We start from the raw sequence: 17573 nt of genomic DNA, 5'->3' as shown, positions 1-17573 counted from the left end.
TTATGGACAAGAACGCACATTTAAATAGAGTCATCGTTGACTTTAAAAAATTGACGCCAGAAGTTCTTAAACTTTTGGTAGAAAGATATCCAGATGGATATGACGACCGTAACATTATCTCCTTTAGAAATGCACAAGGAGAACGTATAGAGGCTGTTGAGGTTTTAACCGAGGATACTAAGTATTTGGTGAAGATCAGTGCTAAACTTGAGTATACTATGGAGAATTATGACGAGGATGATTATGAAGATTTCGATGATGATGATCCAACAGCAGTAGTAGAGCCAGACCCAGAAGATATGGTCGATGGTGAAGACGAAGATTAGATCTTTCGTCTTGTTAAAAGAATAGTTCACAAATTACAATTCCGGTTTGCAATTAGTAAACCGGATAATATAGTATTACCATAAAAAATAAATTAAATATCGTTGTGCTTACAACAGGTATATGAAAATTGATGAAATTGAAAATATTGAATTAAAGTTTTTAGATCTTGATGACTATCAAGAATTGAAAACAGCTATGATTTCTGCATACACCAATATGCCAGGTTCATATTGGAAAGAGGAACATATAAAATCTTTAATCGATAAATTTCCAGAAGGCCAAGTAGTTATAAAAATTAACGGTCAATTAGCGGGTGTAGCATTATCTATTGTTGTTGATTATGATGCTTTTGATGATACCCATACCTACGAGCAAATTACAGGTAAATATAGTTTTGATACTCATGATGATGAAGGCGATGTACTTTATGGTATTGAGGTTTTTATAAAACCTAGCTTTAGAGGTCTTCGTTTAGGTCGTCGCTTATATGATTACAGAAAAGAACTTTGTGAGAAGTTGAATTTAAAAAGTATTGCTTTTGGTGGTCGTATGCCAAATTATCATAAGTATGCGTCAGAACTATCGCCAAAAGAATATATCGATAAGGTTCGTCGTAAAGAAATTCAAGATCCAGTACTCAATTTTCAAATCAGCAATGATTTTCATCCTGCCAAGGTAATGAAGGGGTATTTAGATGGTGATAAGGCATCACAAGATTTTGCTATTTTAATGGAGTGGGATAATATCTATTATCAAAAACCATCAAAGAAAGCGGCAACTAAGAAAACGGTTATTCGCCTTGGATTGATTCAATGGCAAATGCGACCTTATAAGGATTTAGATGAATTGTTGGAGCAGGCGGAGTATTTTATAGACGCCGTATCGGGCTATCGTTCAGATTTTGCATTGTTTCCAGAATTCTTTAATGCGCCGTTGATGGCAGGTAATAATCATATGTCTACGGCAGATGCTATTAGGGAACTTGCAAAACATACACAGGCAATTGCTCATAAATTTTCAGAATTCTCCATTTCATATAACATAAATATTATAACTGGTAGTATGCCAGAAATGATAGACGGTCGTTTGTATAATGTTGGATATTTATGCAGACGTGACGGTACTATGGAGCGTTATGAGAAACTTCATGTTACACCAGACGAAGCCAAAGTTTGGGGTATGCAAGGTGGCAATCAGATTAAGGCGTTTGATACGGATTGCGGTAAAATAGGGGTGTTGATATGTTATGATTCTGAGTTCCCTGAACTTAGTCGTTTATTGGCAGATGAGGGCATGGATATTTTATTTGTTCCTTTCTTGACCGATACGCAAAATGGGTATTCTAGAGTTCGTCATTGTGCACAGGCAAGGGCTATTGAAAACGAATGCTATGTGGCTATCGCAGGTAGTGTAGGAAACTTACCAAATGTTCAGAATATGGATATTCAATTTGCGCAATCTATGGTATTTACTCCGTGTGATTTCTCTTTTCCTACTAACGGAATAAAAGCGGAGGCTACACCGAATACCGAGATGATATTAATTGCAGATGTAGATATAAGTTTACTTCGCGAGTTAAATCAATTTGGGGCAGTACATAACCTTCGTGATAGAAGAACTGATTTATTTGAATTAAAAAAGAAATAAGATAATTCCGGTAAATCGGAGTCAAAAAAAACAAATATTGGATAATTTACAGATTATAGGTAGTGAAGAATGGTGTGTGTTTAATGAGTTAGGCATTCCTGCAATTAAGGCAAGAGTAGATTCTGGCGCAAAAACATCTTCTATTCAAGCAACCAATTTAAAAATAATTATAAAAGGCGGTCATGAATGGGTAAAGTTTGAGGTTAGTCCTTTACAAGAAAACCGAAGTATTGGTATTGAATGTCAAGCAAGATTGGTAGATCGCCGTATGGTTAAAAGCTCATCGGGTATTTCTGAAGAGCGCTTGGTTATTAAAACACCCGTTACAATTGGCGATTCTACTTTTGATATAGAATTGACATTGGCAAATAGAGATACGATGGAGTTTCGCATGCTATTGGGTAGGGAAGCTTTAAATGATCGTTTTATAGTAAACCCAGCTTTAAACTACCAATTACAATCTTTTGAAGACAGTGAGGTAAATAAAAAATACGCTCCTTATTTTAAGGAAAAAACGGGATTGAAAATTGCGTTATTGGCAAGTAACCCAAACTTGTATAGCAATAAAAGAATTATGGAAGCCGCTCAAGCAAGAGGTCATGAAATTGATTTTTTAAATGTAGAGCAAGCCTATATGAAACTTGATGCACATTCTCCAGAAATCAGATACCGTGGTGGTATTATTTTAAAGGATTATGATGCTGTTATTCCACGTATTAAGCCTTCAGTAACTTTTTATGGTTGTGCATTAATTCGTCAATTCAACAATCTAGGTGTCTATTGTCAAAACTCTGCAGAGGCTATTACGCAATCTAGGGATAAGTTGTTCGCTTCTCAGTTATTCTCGAAAAATGATATTCATATACCTATAACTGGTTTTGCAAAGTCTCCAATGGATACCAAAGACTTGATTAAAATGGTTAATGGTGCTCCTTTGATTATAAAACTTTTAGAAAGCACCCAAGGTAAAGGTGTTGTTTTAGCAGAAACGAATAAGGCTGCAGAAAGTGTTATTAACGCCTTTAAAAGTGTTAATACTAATATTTTGGTACAAGAGTTTATTAAAGAAGCAAACGGTCAGGATATACGATGTTTCGTGGTAAACGGAAAAGTAGTGGCTAGTATGCAGCGTCAAGCTCAAAAAGGCGAGTTTAGAGCCAATATTCACCAAGGCGGTACGGCTTCTATTATTAAAATAACTGCAGACGAAAAGAAACTGGCTTTAAAGGCAGCAAAGGTTTTAAATCTAGCAGTTGCCGGTGTAGATATTATTCGTTCAAACAAAGGTCCTTTATTGTTAGAGGTAAATTCTTCTCCAGGACTTGAAGGTATAGAAAATGCTACAGGTAAAGATATCGCCAATGCTATGATAGTAGCTATTGAAAAGCGATTGAAGTTTATAATTTAAAAATTAAATAAATTTGAAGAACAGGCTAAACTCTGTTCTTCAAATTTTCTAACATTGTTTCCGTAGTTTTTTGAAGGTTGAATTCTGCCTTCCAATTCCAATCTTTCTGTGCAATTGAATCATCAATACTACTTGGCCATGAATTGGCAATTTCTTGTCTAAAATCTGGCTCGTATGCTATTTTGAATTTTGGGATAACAGTTTTAATGCTTTCCGCCATTTCTTTAGGCGTAAAACTCATTGCAGCTAAGTTATAAGCAGATCGTTCTTTAATTTTTTCTGCAGGGGTTTCCATAATCTGTAACGTGGCGCGTATAGCGTCGTCCATAAACATCATTGGTAAATTAGTGTCTTCTTCTAAAAAACACGTGTATGAGCCTTCAGATAAAGCTTTGTGGTAAATTTCAACTGCGTAATCTGTCGTTCCGCCACCTGGCATAGTTTTCCAACTTATAAGTCCTGGGTAACGAATGCTACGGACATCAACATTAAATTTATTAAAATAATATTCGCACCATCTTTCACCACTCTGTTTACTTATACCGTAAACAGTACTAGGTTCCATAATGGTATTCTGTGGTGTATTCTCCTTTGGAGTAGTTGGTCCAAATACAGCAATACTTGAAGGCCAGAAAATCTTCTCTATTTTTTTCTCCTTTGCTAAATTCAATACATTGAAAAGTGTATTCATGTTAAGATTCCAAGCACGCATAGGAAATTTTTCTGCAGTAGCGCTTAACATCGCCGCCATTAAATAAACCTCTGTAATATCATGATAGGCGATGACCTCTTCTAAGGCATCATAATTGGTGGCATCTAAAATTTCAAACGGTCCAGACTCCATTAAATCGTCGTTACCTTCTCTAATGTCACTTGCAATAATCTGATCATTGCCATATTTTTCTCTAAGTGTTAAGGTAAGTTCTGTTCCTATTTGACCACAGGCCCCAATAATCAATATATATTTTGACATTAAAATTTGCGTTAAATGAATTTGAGATAAAGATACCTTTTCTTAAAATTTGTACATTCGCTTATGTCCAAAATTTTATATTTTTTAGTACTAGTAACCTTGGTCGCATCTTGTAAAGATGCTGTATCGGATACTGCAATTGTTCATGAATCTCGTTGGGAAGATGTTACGGACAGCTTACCAGGTAAGATTAGAGTTGATGCAAAAGCCCAAACCATCTTAAATGATTGGCTTGAATACAATGCATTGGAAAAGAGTTTTGACAAGATATATACTTCTGAATATATAGAGGATTTTGAGCTTGTAATGGATGAGCTGGTTGAGAATCAAAAGAAAATGGAGATGGGTGAATACCCTAAAAAATTTGATATTCAGCAAATAAAAGGGCGTCAGAAAGTATTCAAGACCTATATTTTAAAAACGAAGGGTGATTTGGAGTACAGACAAAACCCTAAGGAATCTATGCTGCAAATGATTACTGCTTTCAACGATTTAAGAAATCAATTTAATGTTGTAATCAATAACACCTTACCAGATGAATTACTCGCAAATGATGAAAATTAGCCTATTACTAGTTCTTGTTTCAACCGTACTTTTTGCTCAAGATGACAAGAAAACACAGATTATTAAAACATTAGATGATTGGCACGCTGCTGCTGGTACTGCGGATTTTGATACTTACTTTGAACTAATGACCAGTGATGCCGTGTTTATTGGTACTGATGCTACTGAAAATTGGCAACGAGATGAGTTCATGAGTTTTTCTAAACCTTATTTTGATAAAGGTAAAGCTTGGAATTTTACAGCTGTAGAACGAAACATTTATATAGATGACACTGCAGATATAGCTTGGTTCGATGAATTGTTAGACACACAGATGAAAATTTGTCGTGGATCTGGAGTTCTGAAAAAAGAAGATGGAGAATGGAAAGTAGCCCATTACGTATTATCCATTGCCGTGCCAAATGACTTGGTAGATAAGTTGGTAGAACTCAAAACTGAAAAGGATGATGCTCTTTTAAAAGAGGTTAAAACAAACTAATAAAAAAAGCGAATCTTAATGATTCGCTTTTTTTATTTCAATAACACTCGGTTATTATTTTTTCTCTTCCGGAGCCTCTTTTCTAGAGGTTAAAGCTTGCTTGCTTAAACTTGCCAAATTAAAACTTGGGTCTATTGCTAAAGCTTCGTCCAAGGTAGCAATGGCTTGATCAATATTATTTTTGTCCATGTTATACTGTATAAGTGCCTTAACATGAATAAAAGCTGCTTTCAAAGAAACTTCATAAGGTTGTTGACGCTCGTAAAAAGCATATTTCATGTCATCTGTTGCATTGGCAATACCATATTCAACATGTTTCATAGCACCAACGTTATCGCCTGTTTGTACTTTTAAGTCGGCTAATTCATAAGCTAAGTAAGCATTAGGCTCTCTTGCATTTAAGGCTTCAAACTGCTCTAAAGCTCTTTTTGGTTGATTTAGCGCTTTTAAAGAAACGGCTTTAACTTGAACCGCTAGGTCAGAATCAGTGTCTAACTTCTCAATGCCAATGATATTTAAAGCTTGTAAGTGCTGATTGTCATTTGCGTAGATATACGCAAGTGTATCATTTCTTTCTTGTGATGGAGATAGAATATTTAAATGGGTAAGTGCATTTATTACACCATCAACATCGCCTTGTAATCGCATTTGATCATAAAAGGCTTCGTAATGTTTTAGTAATTCTGAATTTGTCTGTGAGTATCCATAACTACCGGAGAATAAAACGGCAATGATTACTATTAAAACTGATTTTTTCATTTTTATTGTTCTTTTTAAAGTGCGCTAAACTATTAAAATATTCTGTATGATCTTGTTAAGGAAAGGTTTAAATGTTATAAATGAAAAAAGACGCCTATTAAGGCGCCCTTTTATAACTACTATAACTTTAAATTTTTTAAGCTAATTCTAACCTATTGTTAGATTTTTTGAATGTGCTCAATAACTGTGTGTAAAAACCAATACTCTTATTGTCTTTTTCTACACAAGATATTAGAAACTTACATAAATTATTAAACAATAGATTCGTGTAAAAAGTTGGTAAATAAGTGTTTACCTTTTTAGGATCGTAGAAACTATCATCTTCAATTACCTCCATTTTTATTCTATGGCGGTGATAATCTATTGTTACACTAGTGGCATTATAGTATTTTTTTAATAATGCGATATGTAAATCTTCATACTTTTTAAACCCATTTGGGTTCTTGCAACTTAGGGAGATGAGCTTCTCTAATTCAACCAAAACCTTCTCCCGTAATTTATCTTTCTTCATGATATTATGGTTTATATTGTTATACAAAGGTATGTCATACGTCGATAAGTAACTGAAAACCAACAATATATTAACGCTGTTTTTGCGTATTTGTTGTCAAAGAAAGGTTTTATGTTGTAAAGGCTTAATTTATAGTTGTAAGAAACTTAAACTCATTAATAAGAAAAGGACTACAAAAAGTTATTAATTTGTCCGTTTTCCCAGAAGGTGTGGTGTATTGAGGTGCCGCTATACCTCTTTTTAGGGCTTCATTGGTATAATATTCTTTTTTTGTGGGATGTGCGGGATAGACGGCATTTAGAACATCGTTAAAATGCTGATGTTCTATGATAGTTTTTATAATACCGATACAATCATCTAAATGAATTAAGTTAATAGGTGCATCACCACCAGAAAGGTTCTCTCTTCCAGAAAGCATGGTTACAGGATGCCTGGTTGAACCAATTAAACCTCCAAAACGAATAATAGTGGTTTGTAATTCAGGATCGTTTTTCAATAATTCCTCGCACTGTAATAATTGAATGCCAGACTCTGTATTTGGTTTTGGTTCTGTTTGCTCTGTTATTACACCTTTTGCATCACCATACACTGCTGTACTACTAGCAAATATTATCTTTCTTACCTGAGATTTTTTAATTGCTTTATGTAATAATTCTATTTTTGAAATGTAACTTTCCTTTGGTCCTTTTCCTCTTAATTTGGGAGGAATGTTAATAATTAGAATATTCAACGAATCTAAAAATCCGTCAATATTTCCGGTTATACCATTCTCAGATAGTGAAATATGAAATGGAACAATACCTCTTTCTTTCAGCAGAGCTAATTTTTCTTCTGAAGTAGAAGTACCATTTACTCTATGCCCTTGATCAATTAAACTTTCAGCCAAAGGTAGTCCTAGCCATCCACAACCAATAACCCCAATTCTATTATTCAAATTTTACTTTTTGTATCGTTAATATAGCATCGTTCAAAACAAATGGCATAGGAATTTGATCTTCCTTCCGTTCTGGAATGGTAAACAATGCATTATCAAGAAGGTCGTTAGAAGCTTCATAAATGGTAAGTTCAAATTCCTTGTCTTTAGGTACCTCAAGTGTTATATCTGTATAATTCTTATCGCTAATATAATTGGTTATTAACCTACCGCTATTTCTATTTTGTAGAAAGTGCTCTGATAATTCTACACCATTTACGTTTGCCTTTAATACATCAATATCGTTAGTGAATAATTCTAAACGATTAATTGGTCTATTAGGGGTAATGCAAAGTCGAATGTTACGTATTGCATTAATTACCGTATCTAATTGTACTTCTATGGTAGGTTTTGGGACATTTTTTAGAGGAGCATCATTAGTATATGTAAAATTAGACCCGTATTTACTGCTAATGACCTTTTTGGTAAGTTTATTATCCACGACCTTTTTGGTTATGTATTGTGAGGTCCAATCTGATAGTTGATGCTCATACGTCGCCCACATGGCTTCATCATCATCTACATTTAATAAGTACAGTAAACTGGTAGGCTTTGGGCGTTCTTTTGAGAAGCTAGAGTTCATATGGGCAGAAACCATAAGTCCTGCAAACAACAAGAAACTTAGAAATGCCAAAGCACCTTTTTTTCTGTATTTGGTTACTAACGGTAATAGTAAAAAGAAAATCATTGTCGTTAAAAGGGTAGAAGCGACCATCATCTTAAGTCCCAATCCGACCGGGAACATTTGCACTAAGGGCGCGAATATGAACAACGCCGGAATTCCTAGAAAAACCAATAAAAACGGATTTGGATTCTTTTGATTAATATGCACGTAAAAAGCAACTAAGAAACTGTAAAGTGGTATTATAAAAAATGCAGCTCCTTTCAAGTATATAGCTACTAGACCACAAATAAGTATCCAGATGATAAATGGCGCTACTAATAGATTTGCTGTTTTTATCACTTTAAACTTGTAGTAGGCGTAAAAACAAGTTCCTAATGAAAATAAGGTGAATGCTAAAATATATGCATGACCATTGTAGGTAAATCCGTGTAGAATATCTCTGTAAGCTGGGTACACCCATTTTAAAAACGTCCAGCTGTAGTAACCTACAATTCCGTTGATAATCAATGTAAAGAGCACCGGTATAAACCCCTTTAGAATATCTTTTCCTTTTAATACTTTTTTCTTAAATCCGGATATTAGAAGGATTATAAAAAATATGATCGCAAGAATAAGCATAGGCATTATCCAAGTAAATGGATAGGATACCATTTTAAAAAACGGAATATTAAAATATACATTATCATCCAAGCTTTTTAAATTGGTTAGATCAGCATTACTAAAGTGTATTAATAATGGCATTAGGTAACTACCTTGATGTGCTAAGGTCTTTCGGTCTAATCGTTCATAATTATCCATAGCGGTATGGTAGTCAAAATGATCATCTATAAAAGCGAAATTAAACCCCTCAACATCACCCTCTTCTCTAAAAACTGTTAGATCGGTATCATTAGGCAACATTTTATAAATGCTGTATGCAAGTGAATTAGCTACAGGAAACTCAGGATTTGCAGCAATAAATTCAGATATAAGTTTGCTGTTACCTTTGTTCGTTTCCATGAGCATGTAACTTGGGCCACCACTACCACGAGCTTCAAAATTTAAAACAAGACCAACATCTTTCAACCATTCATGCTTGTCAACGAATAAACCTGCACCGTTAAGCCCTAATTCTTCAGCATCGGATATTAGGATTATAATATCGTTCTTTGGGGTTGTATTGGTTTTTAGAAATGCTCTTACACTTTCTAGAATTGTAGCAACGCCACTACCTGCGTCACTTGCACCATGAGAAGAATGCGGACTACTATCATAGTGACTAAGTAATAATAAGGCTTTGCCAGACTCACTACCTTTTATTCGGGCAAGTATATTCTCTGCTTTGCTCAAATTTCCCCAATCACCAGATGTATATCCTTCTTGTAAAGAAGTTTCCAAGCCCAAATTTTTGAGCTCATTGGTAATATAGTTACGTACCGTAGTATGAGTAGGGAAACCAACACCATGCGGTTCTTTTGAAATTTCTTTTACATGTTGTAAAGCCCTATTTGTAGAGAATTCGGTATCGACAACAACTTCATCTGGATTATAATGCGGTAATAAAACTCTAAAACTCCAATAAGTGGCAAGAATAACAAGTAGTAAGGTTAGTACGGTTGGTGTTTTTTTCATGATTACGGTATTCTTTTAATTAAGCATAAAATATTAAAAATAACACTATAAATATTGACTTTTATTAGCAAATGTCAATTATTTTATTATCTTTAGTAATTAACCTCTAAACAAACTATCATGGGAATCAAAAGCTTTCAAGGCGTTAGAAAGGTATTTAAAAAGGAATTTGAAGCCCCAATTTTGGTAGCGGATTACATGACTACTAAGTTAATCACTTTTTCGCCAGAAGAATCAATTTTAGCCGTAATGGAAAAATTTGCCAAACATCGTATTTCAGGTGGACCGGTTTTAGATAAGAACGGTTTTCTCGTTGGTATCATTTCAGAAGCGGATTGTATGAAGCAAATTTCTGAAAGTAGGTATTTTAATCAACCAATTTTAGATAAAAGTGTTGAAAGATTTATGACTAAAACCGTAGAAACCATTCCACACGATATTTCGATTTTTGATGCTGCTGGTATTTTTGCCCAACATAACAGAAGAAGGTTGCCAGTTATGCGAAATGATATTTTAGTTGGTCAAATTAGTAGAAAAGATATTGTTATTGCAGCCTTAAAACTAAGCGGTCATAACTATAAATAAGAATTTTCTTTTAAAGAGTTATATAAAACAACAAAAGCTTGCCTACTGGAAAGCTTTTGTTGTTTTTAGTAGTCCGTAGCTTATTCCCTTTTTACGATCATATAAAAATCATTGTCTAACGGTAGATATCCTAAATCGTATAAAAAGTAATAGGTAGTGCCTTTTTTGGTTGTGTATAGGTTAGTGACATAATCAAAATCGAATCCTTTATCCAACAAGCGGGTACGTGTTGTTTTTGTCTTACCATCCGTTAATTTGTAACTATCAAGAACGCGGTAATTTTTACGTAGTCTGTTGTTAATGTTTCTAATAAGATTTTTACTATCTGGGTTTACTTTGTTGTTATAGGCATTGCGACAGTAGTCATTGCAGAATTTTTTATCAATTCTACCAATGACCTCTTTACCGCATTCTAAACATTGCTTATTCATCTATTGTCTGTGGTAGTTAAATTTTACTTCGTTTGAAGTTCCGTCTTCATCCCCAACTTCAACATACATATTAATTTCCTTGTCAGATATATATTCAATAGTAAAATCATCAAAATAAAAGCGGTTCTCTTCAACTTTTACCAACTTGAAATCAATGTTTTCATCTCTTTCTTCCCAACCGCTTAAATTGGCATCAAAATGTTTTAGTTGAAGAATTAAAGTGGCATCTATTTCAATTAAATGTCCGAATTCATAAAAGCTTACTTCACCTTTATCAAGTAAACGAAAAGAGAACATCATAGAGCCATCTAATGGTGGACTCCATATTTCTTCTGCAATTCCGCCAAAGGCTTCTCCTTTCCAATGCCCCGCTAACCATTCTATATCGTTTAAAGTTGCGGCAGGGCTCATCATCATACCTTCTTCAAAAGAAATTGTGTTTTGTGACTGTAGTAAACAAGTAGTAGAAAGAAAGAATAGCAATAATAATTTCATGTAATCGTATTTGTAACAAGATACAAATTAAACGTTTACAAACGCCTTTGTTTACTTTTCGTAAAATTCAATAGGAAGGTCGTCTGGATCAGCTATGAATGTAAATCGTTTATTAGTGAATTCATCTATTCGAATAGGTTCTGCAATAACATTATATAGTTTACACTTAGCAATTATATCTTCTATATTATCCACTTCAAAAGCAATATGTCGTAATCCGCATGATTCTGGTCTAGATGGTCTTTGCGGCGGATTAGGGAATGAAAATAACTCAATGATATATTCGCCCTGTAATGCCAAATCTAACTTGTATGACTGCCGTTCTTCGCGATATACTTCACGAATAATTTCTAAACCTAAGACTTCAGTATAGAAGTGTTTAGAAACCTCGTAATTAGAGCAGATTATAGCGGTGTGGTGTACTTTGTTCATAGTTTTAATTTAGAACCATTTATCTAAGAATTATAATAGAATTACTGTTAGAACAGGAATTCCGCAACAAATAAGAAATAGGGGATACCCTTCTTTAATGCCTTTTATAATCTTTTTATGGAATTTGCTTTTGAAGAGCATATTAAATTATATAGTTATAAAATAACAAGGGCGGTTTACAAATTTGTAAACCGCCCTTGTTTATTAATATAAAAATTGTTCTTATAACTTATAAGTGATTCCGATTCTACCTCCACTTACAACGTTTCCTCCACCAACTTGAAGGTTAATGGCAAAGTTATCATCAAAGAAATAGCGACCACCTACTTGTAGACCTATGCCAAAATTATCTGCGCCACCATAATCAAAGGTGTCACCATCAAGTTTGGTACTCCAGCTATAATAACTCAAATTAGCACCTGCATACAAATCCCACTGACTTGGAATTTCAAAAACTTCATTAAAGTGGTAATTACCATTTCCTGTAATACCAAATATAGAACTCTTAAAATCATTGCCAAAACCACTACCATGATTGTAGGTTTGATACGATAATTCGCCGCCAACAGAGATATTTGGTGCTACGCCATATTCTAATCCTGCGTAAATTGGAGTTCCCCATCCAGAAAAGCCAAATCCTGCATTTGCCTGTAATGCCCCTTCTTCTAATGGTGATTGTGCATACGTAAAGCCAATAGTAAATATGGCTAATAATAAAGTGATTTTTTTCATGGTTAATGTTTTGATTAACAATTAGTTAATTAATGTTGTTTTGATATTTGAAGTGTAAATATCTGCGAAAGATAATTAAATATTTTAATTGTTAAAGTTTTAACCTTGTCAAAATTTAAAGGAGATAAAGGCAAATGCATATCTTAGTTTAGATAGTCATATCTATCTTAAATATTGGTTTTTTGAATGCGTAATAAAATTATTTTCTGCCAACCTGAAGATTATTCAAGGGCTTCGTACAATTCAATAGCTTTTATATAATTGATTGCGCCTTTCATAGTCATGTCATTAATAAATCCATTTAAAGTCTGGTGATTTAATTCTACCCAATTCTCTAACGAGTCTCTTTTTTGTGTCCAATCATTCCAGTTGACGTCAATGTATTCTAACTCTTCAATTCGTGAGATTTTTTCATTCTCAAAGGTTACTTTGACCTTAAATTTTAGTGGGTTGTTTTTTAAAAACTCATTACGAATATTTTTCTGAGTAATTGTAACGATGACATCAGTGTTCTTTTCCTCTAAATCTAAAATCTGATATGAGGGTTTAAATATTGAATCCCATTTAAAAAAAACATGAAAGCTGTCATGATTGTAATTTGTGGTAAAATCACCGGAAACTATGGTGATGCTATCATTTATTACCGCATTTAATGCATTGAAATTGCCAGCATCAAATGCGTTGTAATATTGTTTGACTGTTTCTTTGTGGTTTAATTGTAGATTATCGCAACTGGTTAATATACCTATTGTAACCAGTAAAATAAATATGTTTTTCATTATGCGATTTTATCAACTAAAACTAAATCCTTAATTTTTTGTGCTTTTTCAAAATGATTTAATTTGTGCTCTTGAATCCACCAGGTGGCGACTTCCATTAAGAGCTTTGGATTGTCATTTTTGTTCTTGAAAAAGGCATAGAACGAAAGCCCTACGTTTTCTCCTTTTGTAGCAATTTTGGCATCACATACATCAATGATTTTTAGTCTGATTTCTTTGTTCATTTTCCTATTTGGTTTTTTTCTCAAAAATCAATTCAAAATAAGCTGCTTTACCATAACCTGATATTGCAGGAGCAAATATTTGAACAAAACGCCAACCTTCTTTAGCATGGTTCGCTATTATAGTTTTGTAATCAGTATTTGGATTTGTAGTAAATAAACCAGACAAACCTATTTTTACATATTTGTATTCGAACATGGGATATTATTTTAATAATTCAAAAGCAAGTTTTTATCATTTCACAATCTTTAGCTTATACTTCTCTAAAAGTCCACTAAGATTATCGGTAGAGAAAATGGCTCCTGTCATTGTATTGTTTTCTGGGTCAAGACTATAATTGGTAGCGGAACTAAAATCGGCTTTTTGCAGATTGGTTCTTGAAAAGATTGCACGATCTAAATTGCATTCATCGAATTTTGCTTTACTAAGGTCGCAGTCTCCGAAGTCAACCTCGTTAAGTTTGCAAAGCATGAATAATTGCCCTATAAGTTTCAATTCTCTGAAGATTGCAAAGCTTAAGTTACAATCAAAAAAAGACAGGTCCATTAAAAAAGTATTACAGGTGTTGAATGCTAAACCTACAAGCTTACAATGCGAAAATTTCACTTCTTTAAACGTAGTATTAACAATATTTACATTGCTTATATTACAGTCAATAAACTCACATTCCAAAAATGTCTGATTGTTTAAATTTCCTTTAGAGAAATCACATCCTTCAAAAATGCAATTTTCGTATTCCGCCCTTGGTAATGGGGTGTCTGCATATTTTTTTCCTTTAAAAGTTTGATCTAGAATTAATTTATCCACTATTTTTTAATGTTGTTTTTTAGATAATATAATCGCAGGAATTTCTAAACTTTGAAATAGTGAATTATATGCTTTCATTTCAGTATTAATAATTGCGTCGTGTTCTGTTGAAAATGTTCTCCATGTGTTCAACAAGTCAGTTAAACGCTCTTTTGCGCCAGCGGTAACTTTGGGTTCGGCAGCATCAATATAACCTCTTAGATTCAGTAATTGTGCATTCAGTTTATTTTCAAAATTTATAACATCTTGAAAAGTTTTCTGGTTAGGCTGTATCAAATTTTCTTCCCAGATGTTTATTCGTTTTACTAATGAATCTCCTTTCTGTAAAAGTTCTGTAGCTTCCGCATTGCTAGAAAGTAGTTTGTTGTATTGGTTTAATTGAGATTTGGCCGATCGCATATCATTGACAGAGGTGTGTATATTAAACACGGTAGACTCAATGGTCTTCATTATCGCTTGTTGCTCTGCATAATCTACCATGCTAGCGTTTACTTTTGGGTGAGGTAATATGGTAACCATTGTTTCAGTAGTTGATTCCCCTAAAGTTAATTTTAGTTGGTAATCACCAGGACCAACTGTTGAACCATTTAAGCCTCCAAGTACAAATACTTTTTCCACTGAGGGTAAAGCGTTTCTTTTAAAGTCCCAAGTAAAACGATTGTATCCTTTTTTAGATGTTAGTACAGAAGGTTTAGAAGGTCCTCCAGGCCAAGATTTAAAATCTTTATCTTTTTGGTTGGTAATAGTACGTATTACTTCACCATCTTTTAGAACTTCTAGCTTTAGTTCAGTACTGTCTTGTGCTTCACTCAAATAATAGTCAAAAGTTACTCCGCTTTTAGGATTGCTTCCCAATCCAGGAATTGGTTTATCACTTGATCCTCCTATAAACAAATACGTGTCTTTAGGTTTAAAGATATTTACCTTTTGCTTTGGCGTAGTACTATTCTGTAATGCAGCAAGATCATCTAATATCCAAAAAGCTCTACCTGCAGTTGCCGCCACCAAATCATTATCTTGAATGATAAGATCATTAATAGGGGTTAGTGGTAAGTTTAATTGTAATGGCTGCCAGTGCAATCCATCATTCAAGGAAACGAAAAGTCCTGTTTCCGTACCTGCATATAATAGGCCTTTTACTTTTTTGTCTTCACGAACAACACGTGTAAATGTGTTGTCACCGTTTATGCCATTGACAATTTTTGACCAAGTAGAACCATAGTCGGTAGTCTTGAAAATGTAGTTTCCAAAATCCATCGATTTGTATCTCATCAATACTATGTAGGCAGTCGCTGGGTCATGCGGAGAAACTTCAATACTATTAATTATTCCTTCTTTAATTCCTGTTGGTGTAACGTTCGTCCAATTGGTACCTCCGTCTTTAGTAACGTGTACCAAACCGTCATCACTACCAGACCAAATAACACCTTCTTCATGTGGAGACTCTGTTAAATAGGTGAGCGTGTTATATATTTCACCACCTGCGGCTTCATTAGTAAAAGGACCGCCACCTAAACCATGCTTGTCTTTTTCGTCTCTTGTTAAATCTGGACTAATGACTTGCCAACTATGACCTTCATCTGTTGATTTGAATACTACGTTACCACCATGATAAATAGTTTTTCTATCGTGTGGTGATGTGATAATGGGAGCATTCCAATTATAACGATATTTAGCATCTTCAGGAGAGATGCTTAAACCTAGCTCCGGATACTCTTTTATAGACTTAGACTCTTTTGTTTCTGCATCCCACTTATCAATATTACCTTGATATGTGCCACCGTATATTAGTTTCGGGTTATCTGGGTCAAAAGCTAAAAAGGCACTTTCACCACCGGCGACTGCATACCAATCTTTCCAATCTATACCAGCGTCATTAGTTCTAGAGGCTATCGCAACGGTAGAGTTGTCTTGCTGACCTCCATAGACATTGTAAGGCACTAGGTTATCTGTAATAACTCTATAAAATTGCGCTGTATTTTGATTCTCTTGTGTACTCCAACTTTTTCCACCGTTGTTTGAAACATTAGATCCACCATCATTTGAATTAATCATACGTTGATTTTTCAAAGGGTCTATCCACAAATCATGATTGTCACCATGTGGAGTTGATAGCGTTGAAAACGATTTCCCCCCATCTATAGATTTTGTTACCGGTGCATTTAGAACATAAACGATATCTTCATTTTGGGTATCTGCAAAAATTTCCATGTAATACCATGAACGTGTAATGTTGATACGGTCTTTATTAATTAAGGTCCATTTTTTACCAGCATCATCTGACCTATAAACGCCTCCTTTTTCTCCTTCGGCCTCTATTACCGCAAAAACGCGTTCTGGATTGGCACGAGAAACAGAAATACCTGCTTTACCCATTTCCTTGGGTAAGCCTTCTGTCAATTGTTTCCAAGTATCTCCACTATCGGTAGATTTATAGATGCCCGAATTTTTTCCACCAGACTCCATGGTCCAAGGAAATCGCCTGTGTTGCCACATAGCGGCATATAGAATGGTTGGGTTGGTCATATCCATTGATAATGCCGATGCTCCTGTGATATTATCTACAAAAAGTACGTTTGTCCAAGTTACACCACCATCTATAGATTTATAGATTCCTCGTTGAGAGGAGGGACCATATTGTGCTCCTTGCGCAGAAACAAAAACAATATCAGGATTGGTTGGATCTATAATAATATCAGAGATATGTCTTGTTTGCTCAAGACCCATATGTTTCCATGTTTTTCCGGCATCGGTAGATTTGTAAACTCCGTCGCCCATAGAAGTCATTACACCTCTTGCGGCATGCTCGCCCATACCGGCTATTATAATATTCGGGTTGCTTTCAGCTACCGATATGGCGCCAACGGTTGCTGTTTTTAAAAATCCGTCAGAGATATTTTTCCAACTAATTCCGTCATCTGTGGTTTTCCAGATTCCGCCACCTACGGTACCCATGTAATATACCATTGGCTGACCAACTACCCCAGTTGAAGCAACACTTCTACCACCTCTAAACGGACCAATATTTCGCCACTTTAACCCTGTATAAAGAGAATCTTCTAGCTTAATTGCTGGTTCGGTTATTTTACTCTTTTTTCTTTGAGATTGTAATGTCAATGGAGCTAAGATAATTAGCACTAGCAGAAGTCTAATGGTTTTCATGGTGTGGCCTGTTTGGTTGTTGAATAAGGGAAGGTAATAAAAGCTTAGGTAA

The 17573-nt window shown here is 34.5% G+C and carries 20 protein-coding genes; 6 read left to right on the top strand and 14 right to left on the bottom strand.

Annotated features, from left to right (window positions below; genetic code table 11):
* Window positions 1-2 precede the first annotated feature (2 nt).
* The 3 genes from P178_RS0105285 to rimK all read left to right on the top strand — a co-directional run bounded on the left by P178_RS0105285 (window position 3) and on the right by rimK (window position 3382).
* Window positions 3-326 (top strand): hypothetical protein, encoded by a 324-nt coding sequence (locus P178_RS0105285; protein ID WP_027065236.1) that lies wholly within the window; start codon window positions 3-5, stop codon window positions 324-326.
* Window positions 327-447: 121 nt separating this feature from the next.
* The gene (locus P178_RS0105280; RefSeq protein WP_027065235.1) at window positions 448-1974 is read left to right on the top strand and encodes a bifunctional GNAT family N-acetyltransferase/carbon-nitrogen hydrolase family protein; all 1527 of its coding nucleotides are present in this window, start codon (window positions 448-450) and stop codon (window positions 1972-1974) included.
* Window positions 1975-2008: 34 nt separating this feature from the next.
* Window positions 2009-3382 carry a 30S ribosomal protein S6--L-glutamate ligase gene (gene rimK, locus P178_RS0105275; RefSeq protein WP_394365303.1) on the top strand — a complete coding sequence of 458 codons (1374 nt, stop codon included), beginning with the start codon at window positions 2009-2011 and terminating at the stop codon, window positions 3380-3382.
* Between the two features lie 25 nt (window positions 3383-3407).
* Here rimK and P178_RS0105270 read toward each other — a convergent pair whose 3' ends face one another.
* Window positions 3408-4355: an NAD-dependent epimerase/dehydratase family protein gene (locus P178_RS0105270; protein ID WP_027065233.1), complete on the bottom strand. Its 948-nt coding sequence runs from the start codon at window positions 4353-4355 to the stop codon at window positions 3408-3410.
* A gap of 63 nt (window positions 4356-4418) precedes the next feature.
* On the opposite strand from P178_RS0105270, the gene P178_RS0105265 reads away from it, so the two are divergent.
* Together P178_RS0105265 and P178_RS0105260 are read left to right on the top strand one after the other, a co-directional pair.
* Window positions 4419-4919, top strand: coding sequence for a hypothetical protein (locus P178_RS0105265; RefSeq protein ID WP_027065232.1), 501 nt, complete (start codon window positions 4419-4421; stop codon window positions 4917-4919).
* Entirely contained in the window at window positions 4891-5397 is a 507-nt protein-coding gene (locus tag P178_RS0105260; RefSeq protein ID WP_231500506.1) for a nuclear transport factor 2 family protein, read from the top strand. Before P178_RS0105265 ends, P178_RS0105260 begins: the two co-directional genes overlap by 29 nt.
* A gap of 54 nt (window positions 5398-5451) precedes the next feature.
* On the opposite strand, the gene P178_RS0105255 is transcribed toward P178_RS0105260, so the two are convergent.
* The 4 genes from P178_RS0105255 to P178_RS0105240 form a co-directional block, all read right to left on the bottom strand.
* A complete protein-coding gene (locus P178_RS0105255; protein WP_027065230.1) occupies window positions 5452-6156 on the bottom strand; it encodes a hypothetical protein in 705 nt (234 codons plus the stop codon).
* A 136-nt stretch (window positions 6157-6292) separates the two neighbouring features.
* Entirely contained in the window at window positions 6293-6667 is a 375-nt protein-coding gene (locus P178_RS0105250) for a hypothetical protein (protein WP_027065229.1), read from the bottom strand.
* Window positions 6668-6791: 124 nt separating this feature from the next.
* Entirely contained in the window at window positions 6792-7601 is an 810-nt protein-coding gene (locus P178_RS0105245) for an SDR family oxidoreductase (RefSeq protein WP_027065228.1), read from the bottom strand.
* Window positions 7594-9876 (bottom strand): M28 family peptidase, encoded by a 2283-nt coding sequence (locus P178_RS0105240; protein WP_027065227.1) that lies wholly within the window; start codon window positions 9874-9876, stop codon window positions 7594-7596. Before P178_RS0105240 ends, P178_RS0105245 begins: the two co-directional genes overlap by 8 nt.
* Window positions 9877-9996: 120 nt before the next feature.
* Between P178_RS0105240 and P178_RS0105235 the strand changes: the two genes are divergently transcribed.
* Entirely contained in the window at window positions 9997-10461 is a 465-nt protein-coding gene (locus tag P178_RS0105235) for a CBS domain-containing protein (protein WP_027065226.1), read from the top strand.
* Window positions 10462-10541: 80 nt separating this feature from the next.
* On the opposite strand, the gene P178_RS0105230 is transcribed toward P178_RS0105235, so the two are convergent.
* The 9 genes from P178_RS0105230 to P178_RS0105190 all read right to left on the bottom strand — a co-directional run bounded on the left by P178_RS0105230 (window position 10542) and on the right by P178_RS0105190 (window position 17521).
* Window positions 10542-10892 (bottom strand): hypothetical protein, encoded by a 351-nt coding sequence (locus P178_RS0105230; RefSeq protein WP_027065225.1) that lies wholly within the window; start codon window positions 10890-10892, stop codon window positions 10542-10544.
* Window positions 10893-11387, bottom strand: coding sequence for a DUF6265 family protein (locus P178_RS0105225; protein ID WP_027065224.1), 495 nt, complete (start codon window positions 11385-11387; stop codon window positions 10893-10895).
* A 51-nt stretch (window positions 11388-11438) separates the two neighbouring features.
* A complete protein-coding gene (locus P178_RS0105220) occupies window positions 11439-11819 on the bottom strand; it encodes a VOC family protein (protein ID WP_410477198.1) in 381 nt (126 codons plus the stop codon).
* A 222-nt stretch (window positions 11820-12041) separates the two neighbouring features.
* Window positions 12042-12551, bottom strand: coding sequence for an outer membrane beta-barrel protein (locus P178_RS0105215; RefSeq protein ID WP_027065222.1), 510 nt, complete (start codon window positions 12549-12551; stop codon window positions 12042-12044).
* 221 nt (window positions 12552-12772) lie between these two features.
* Window positions 12773-13330 (bottom strand): hypothetical protein, encoded by a 558-nt coding sequence (locus tag P178_RS0105210; RefSeq protein WP_027065221.1) that lies wholly within the window; start codon window positions 13328-13330, stop codon window positions 12773-12775.
* Window positions 13330-13554, bottom strand: a complete 225-nt coding sequence (locus P178_RS0105205; RefSeq protein ID WP_027065220.1) for a DUF6500 family protein — start codon at window positions 13552-13554, stop codon at window positions 13330-13332. Before P178_RS0105205 ends, P178_RS0105210 begins: the two co-directional genes overlap by 1 nt.
* A gap of 4 nt (window positions 13555-13558) precedes the next feature.
* Entirely contained in the window at window positions 13559-13750 is a 192-nt protein-coding gene (locus P178_RS0105200; protein ID WP_027065219.1) for a DUF4177 domain-containing protein, read from the bottom strand.
* A 36-nt stretch (window positions 13751-13786) separates the two neighbouring features.
* Window positions 13787-14359 (bottom strand): pentapeptide repeat-containing protein, encoded by a 573-nt coding sequence (locus P178_RS0105195; RefSeq protein WP_036145757.1) that lies wholly within the window; start codon window positions 14357-14359, stop codon window positions 13787-13789.
* 6 nt (window positions 14360-14365) lie between these two features.
* Window positions 14366-17521, bottom strand: a complete 3156-nt coding sequence (locus P178_RS0105190) for a WD40/YVTN/BNR-like repeat-containing protein (protein ID WP_027065217.1) — start codon at window positions 17519-17521, stop codon at window positions 14366-14368.
* Window positions 17522-17573: the final 52 nt, after the last annotated feature.

Origin of the sequence: Maribacter sp. Hel_I_7 (genome assembly GCF_000688315.1) — a bacterium.
Lineage (GTDB): Bacteria > Bacteroidota > Bacteroidia > Flavobacteriales > Flavobacteriaceae > Maribacter > Maribacter stanieri.
This window is presented reverse-complemented; position numbering and strand designations above follow the sequence as displayed.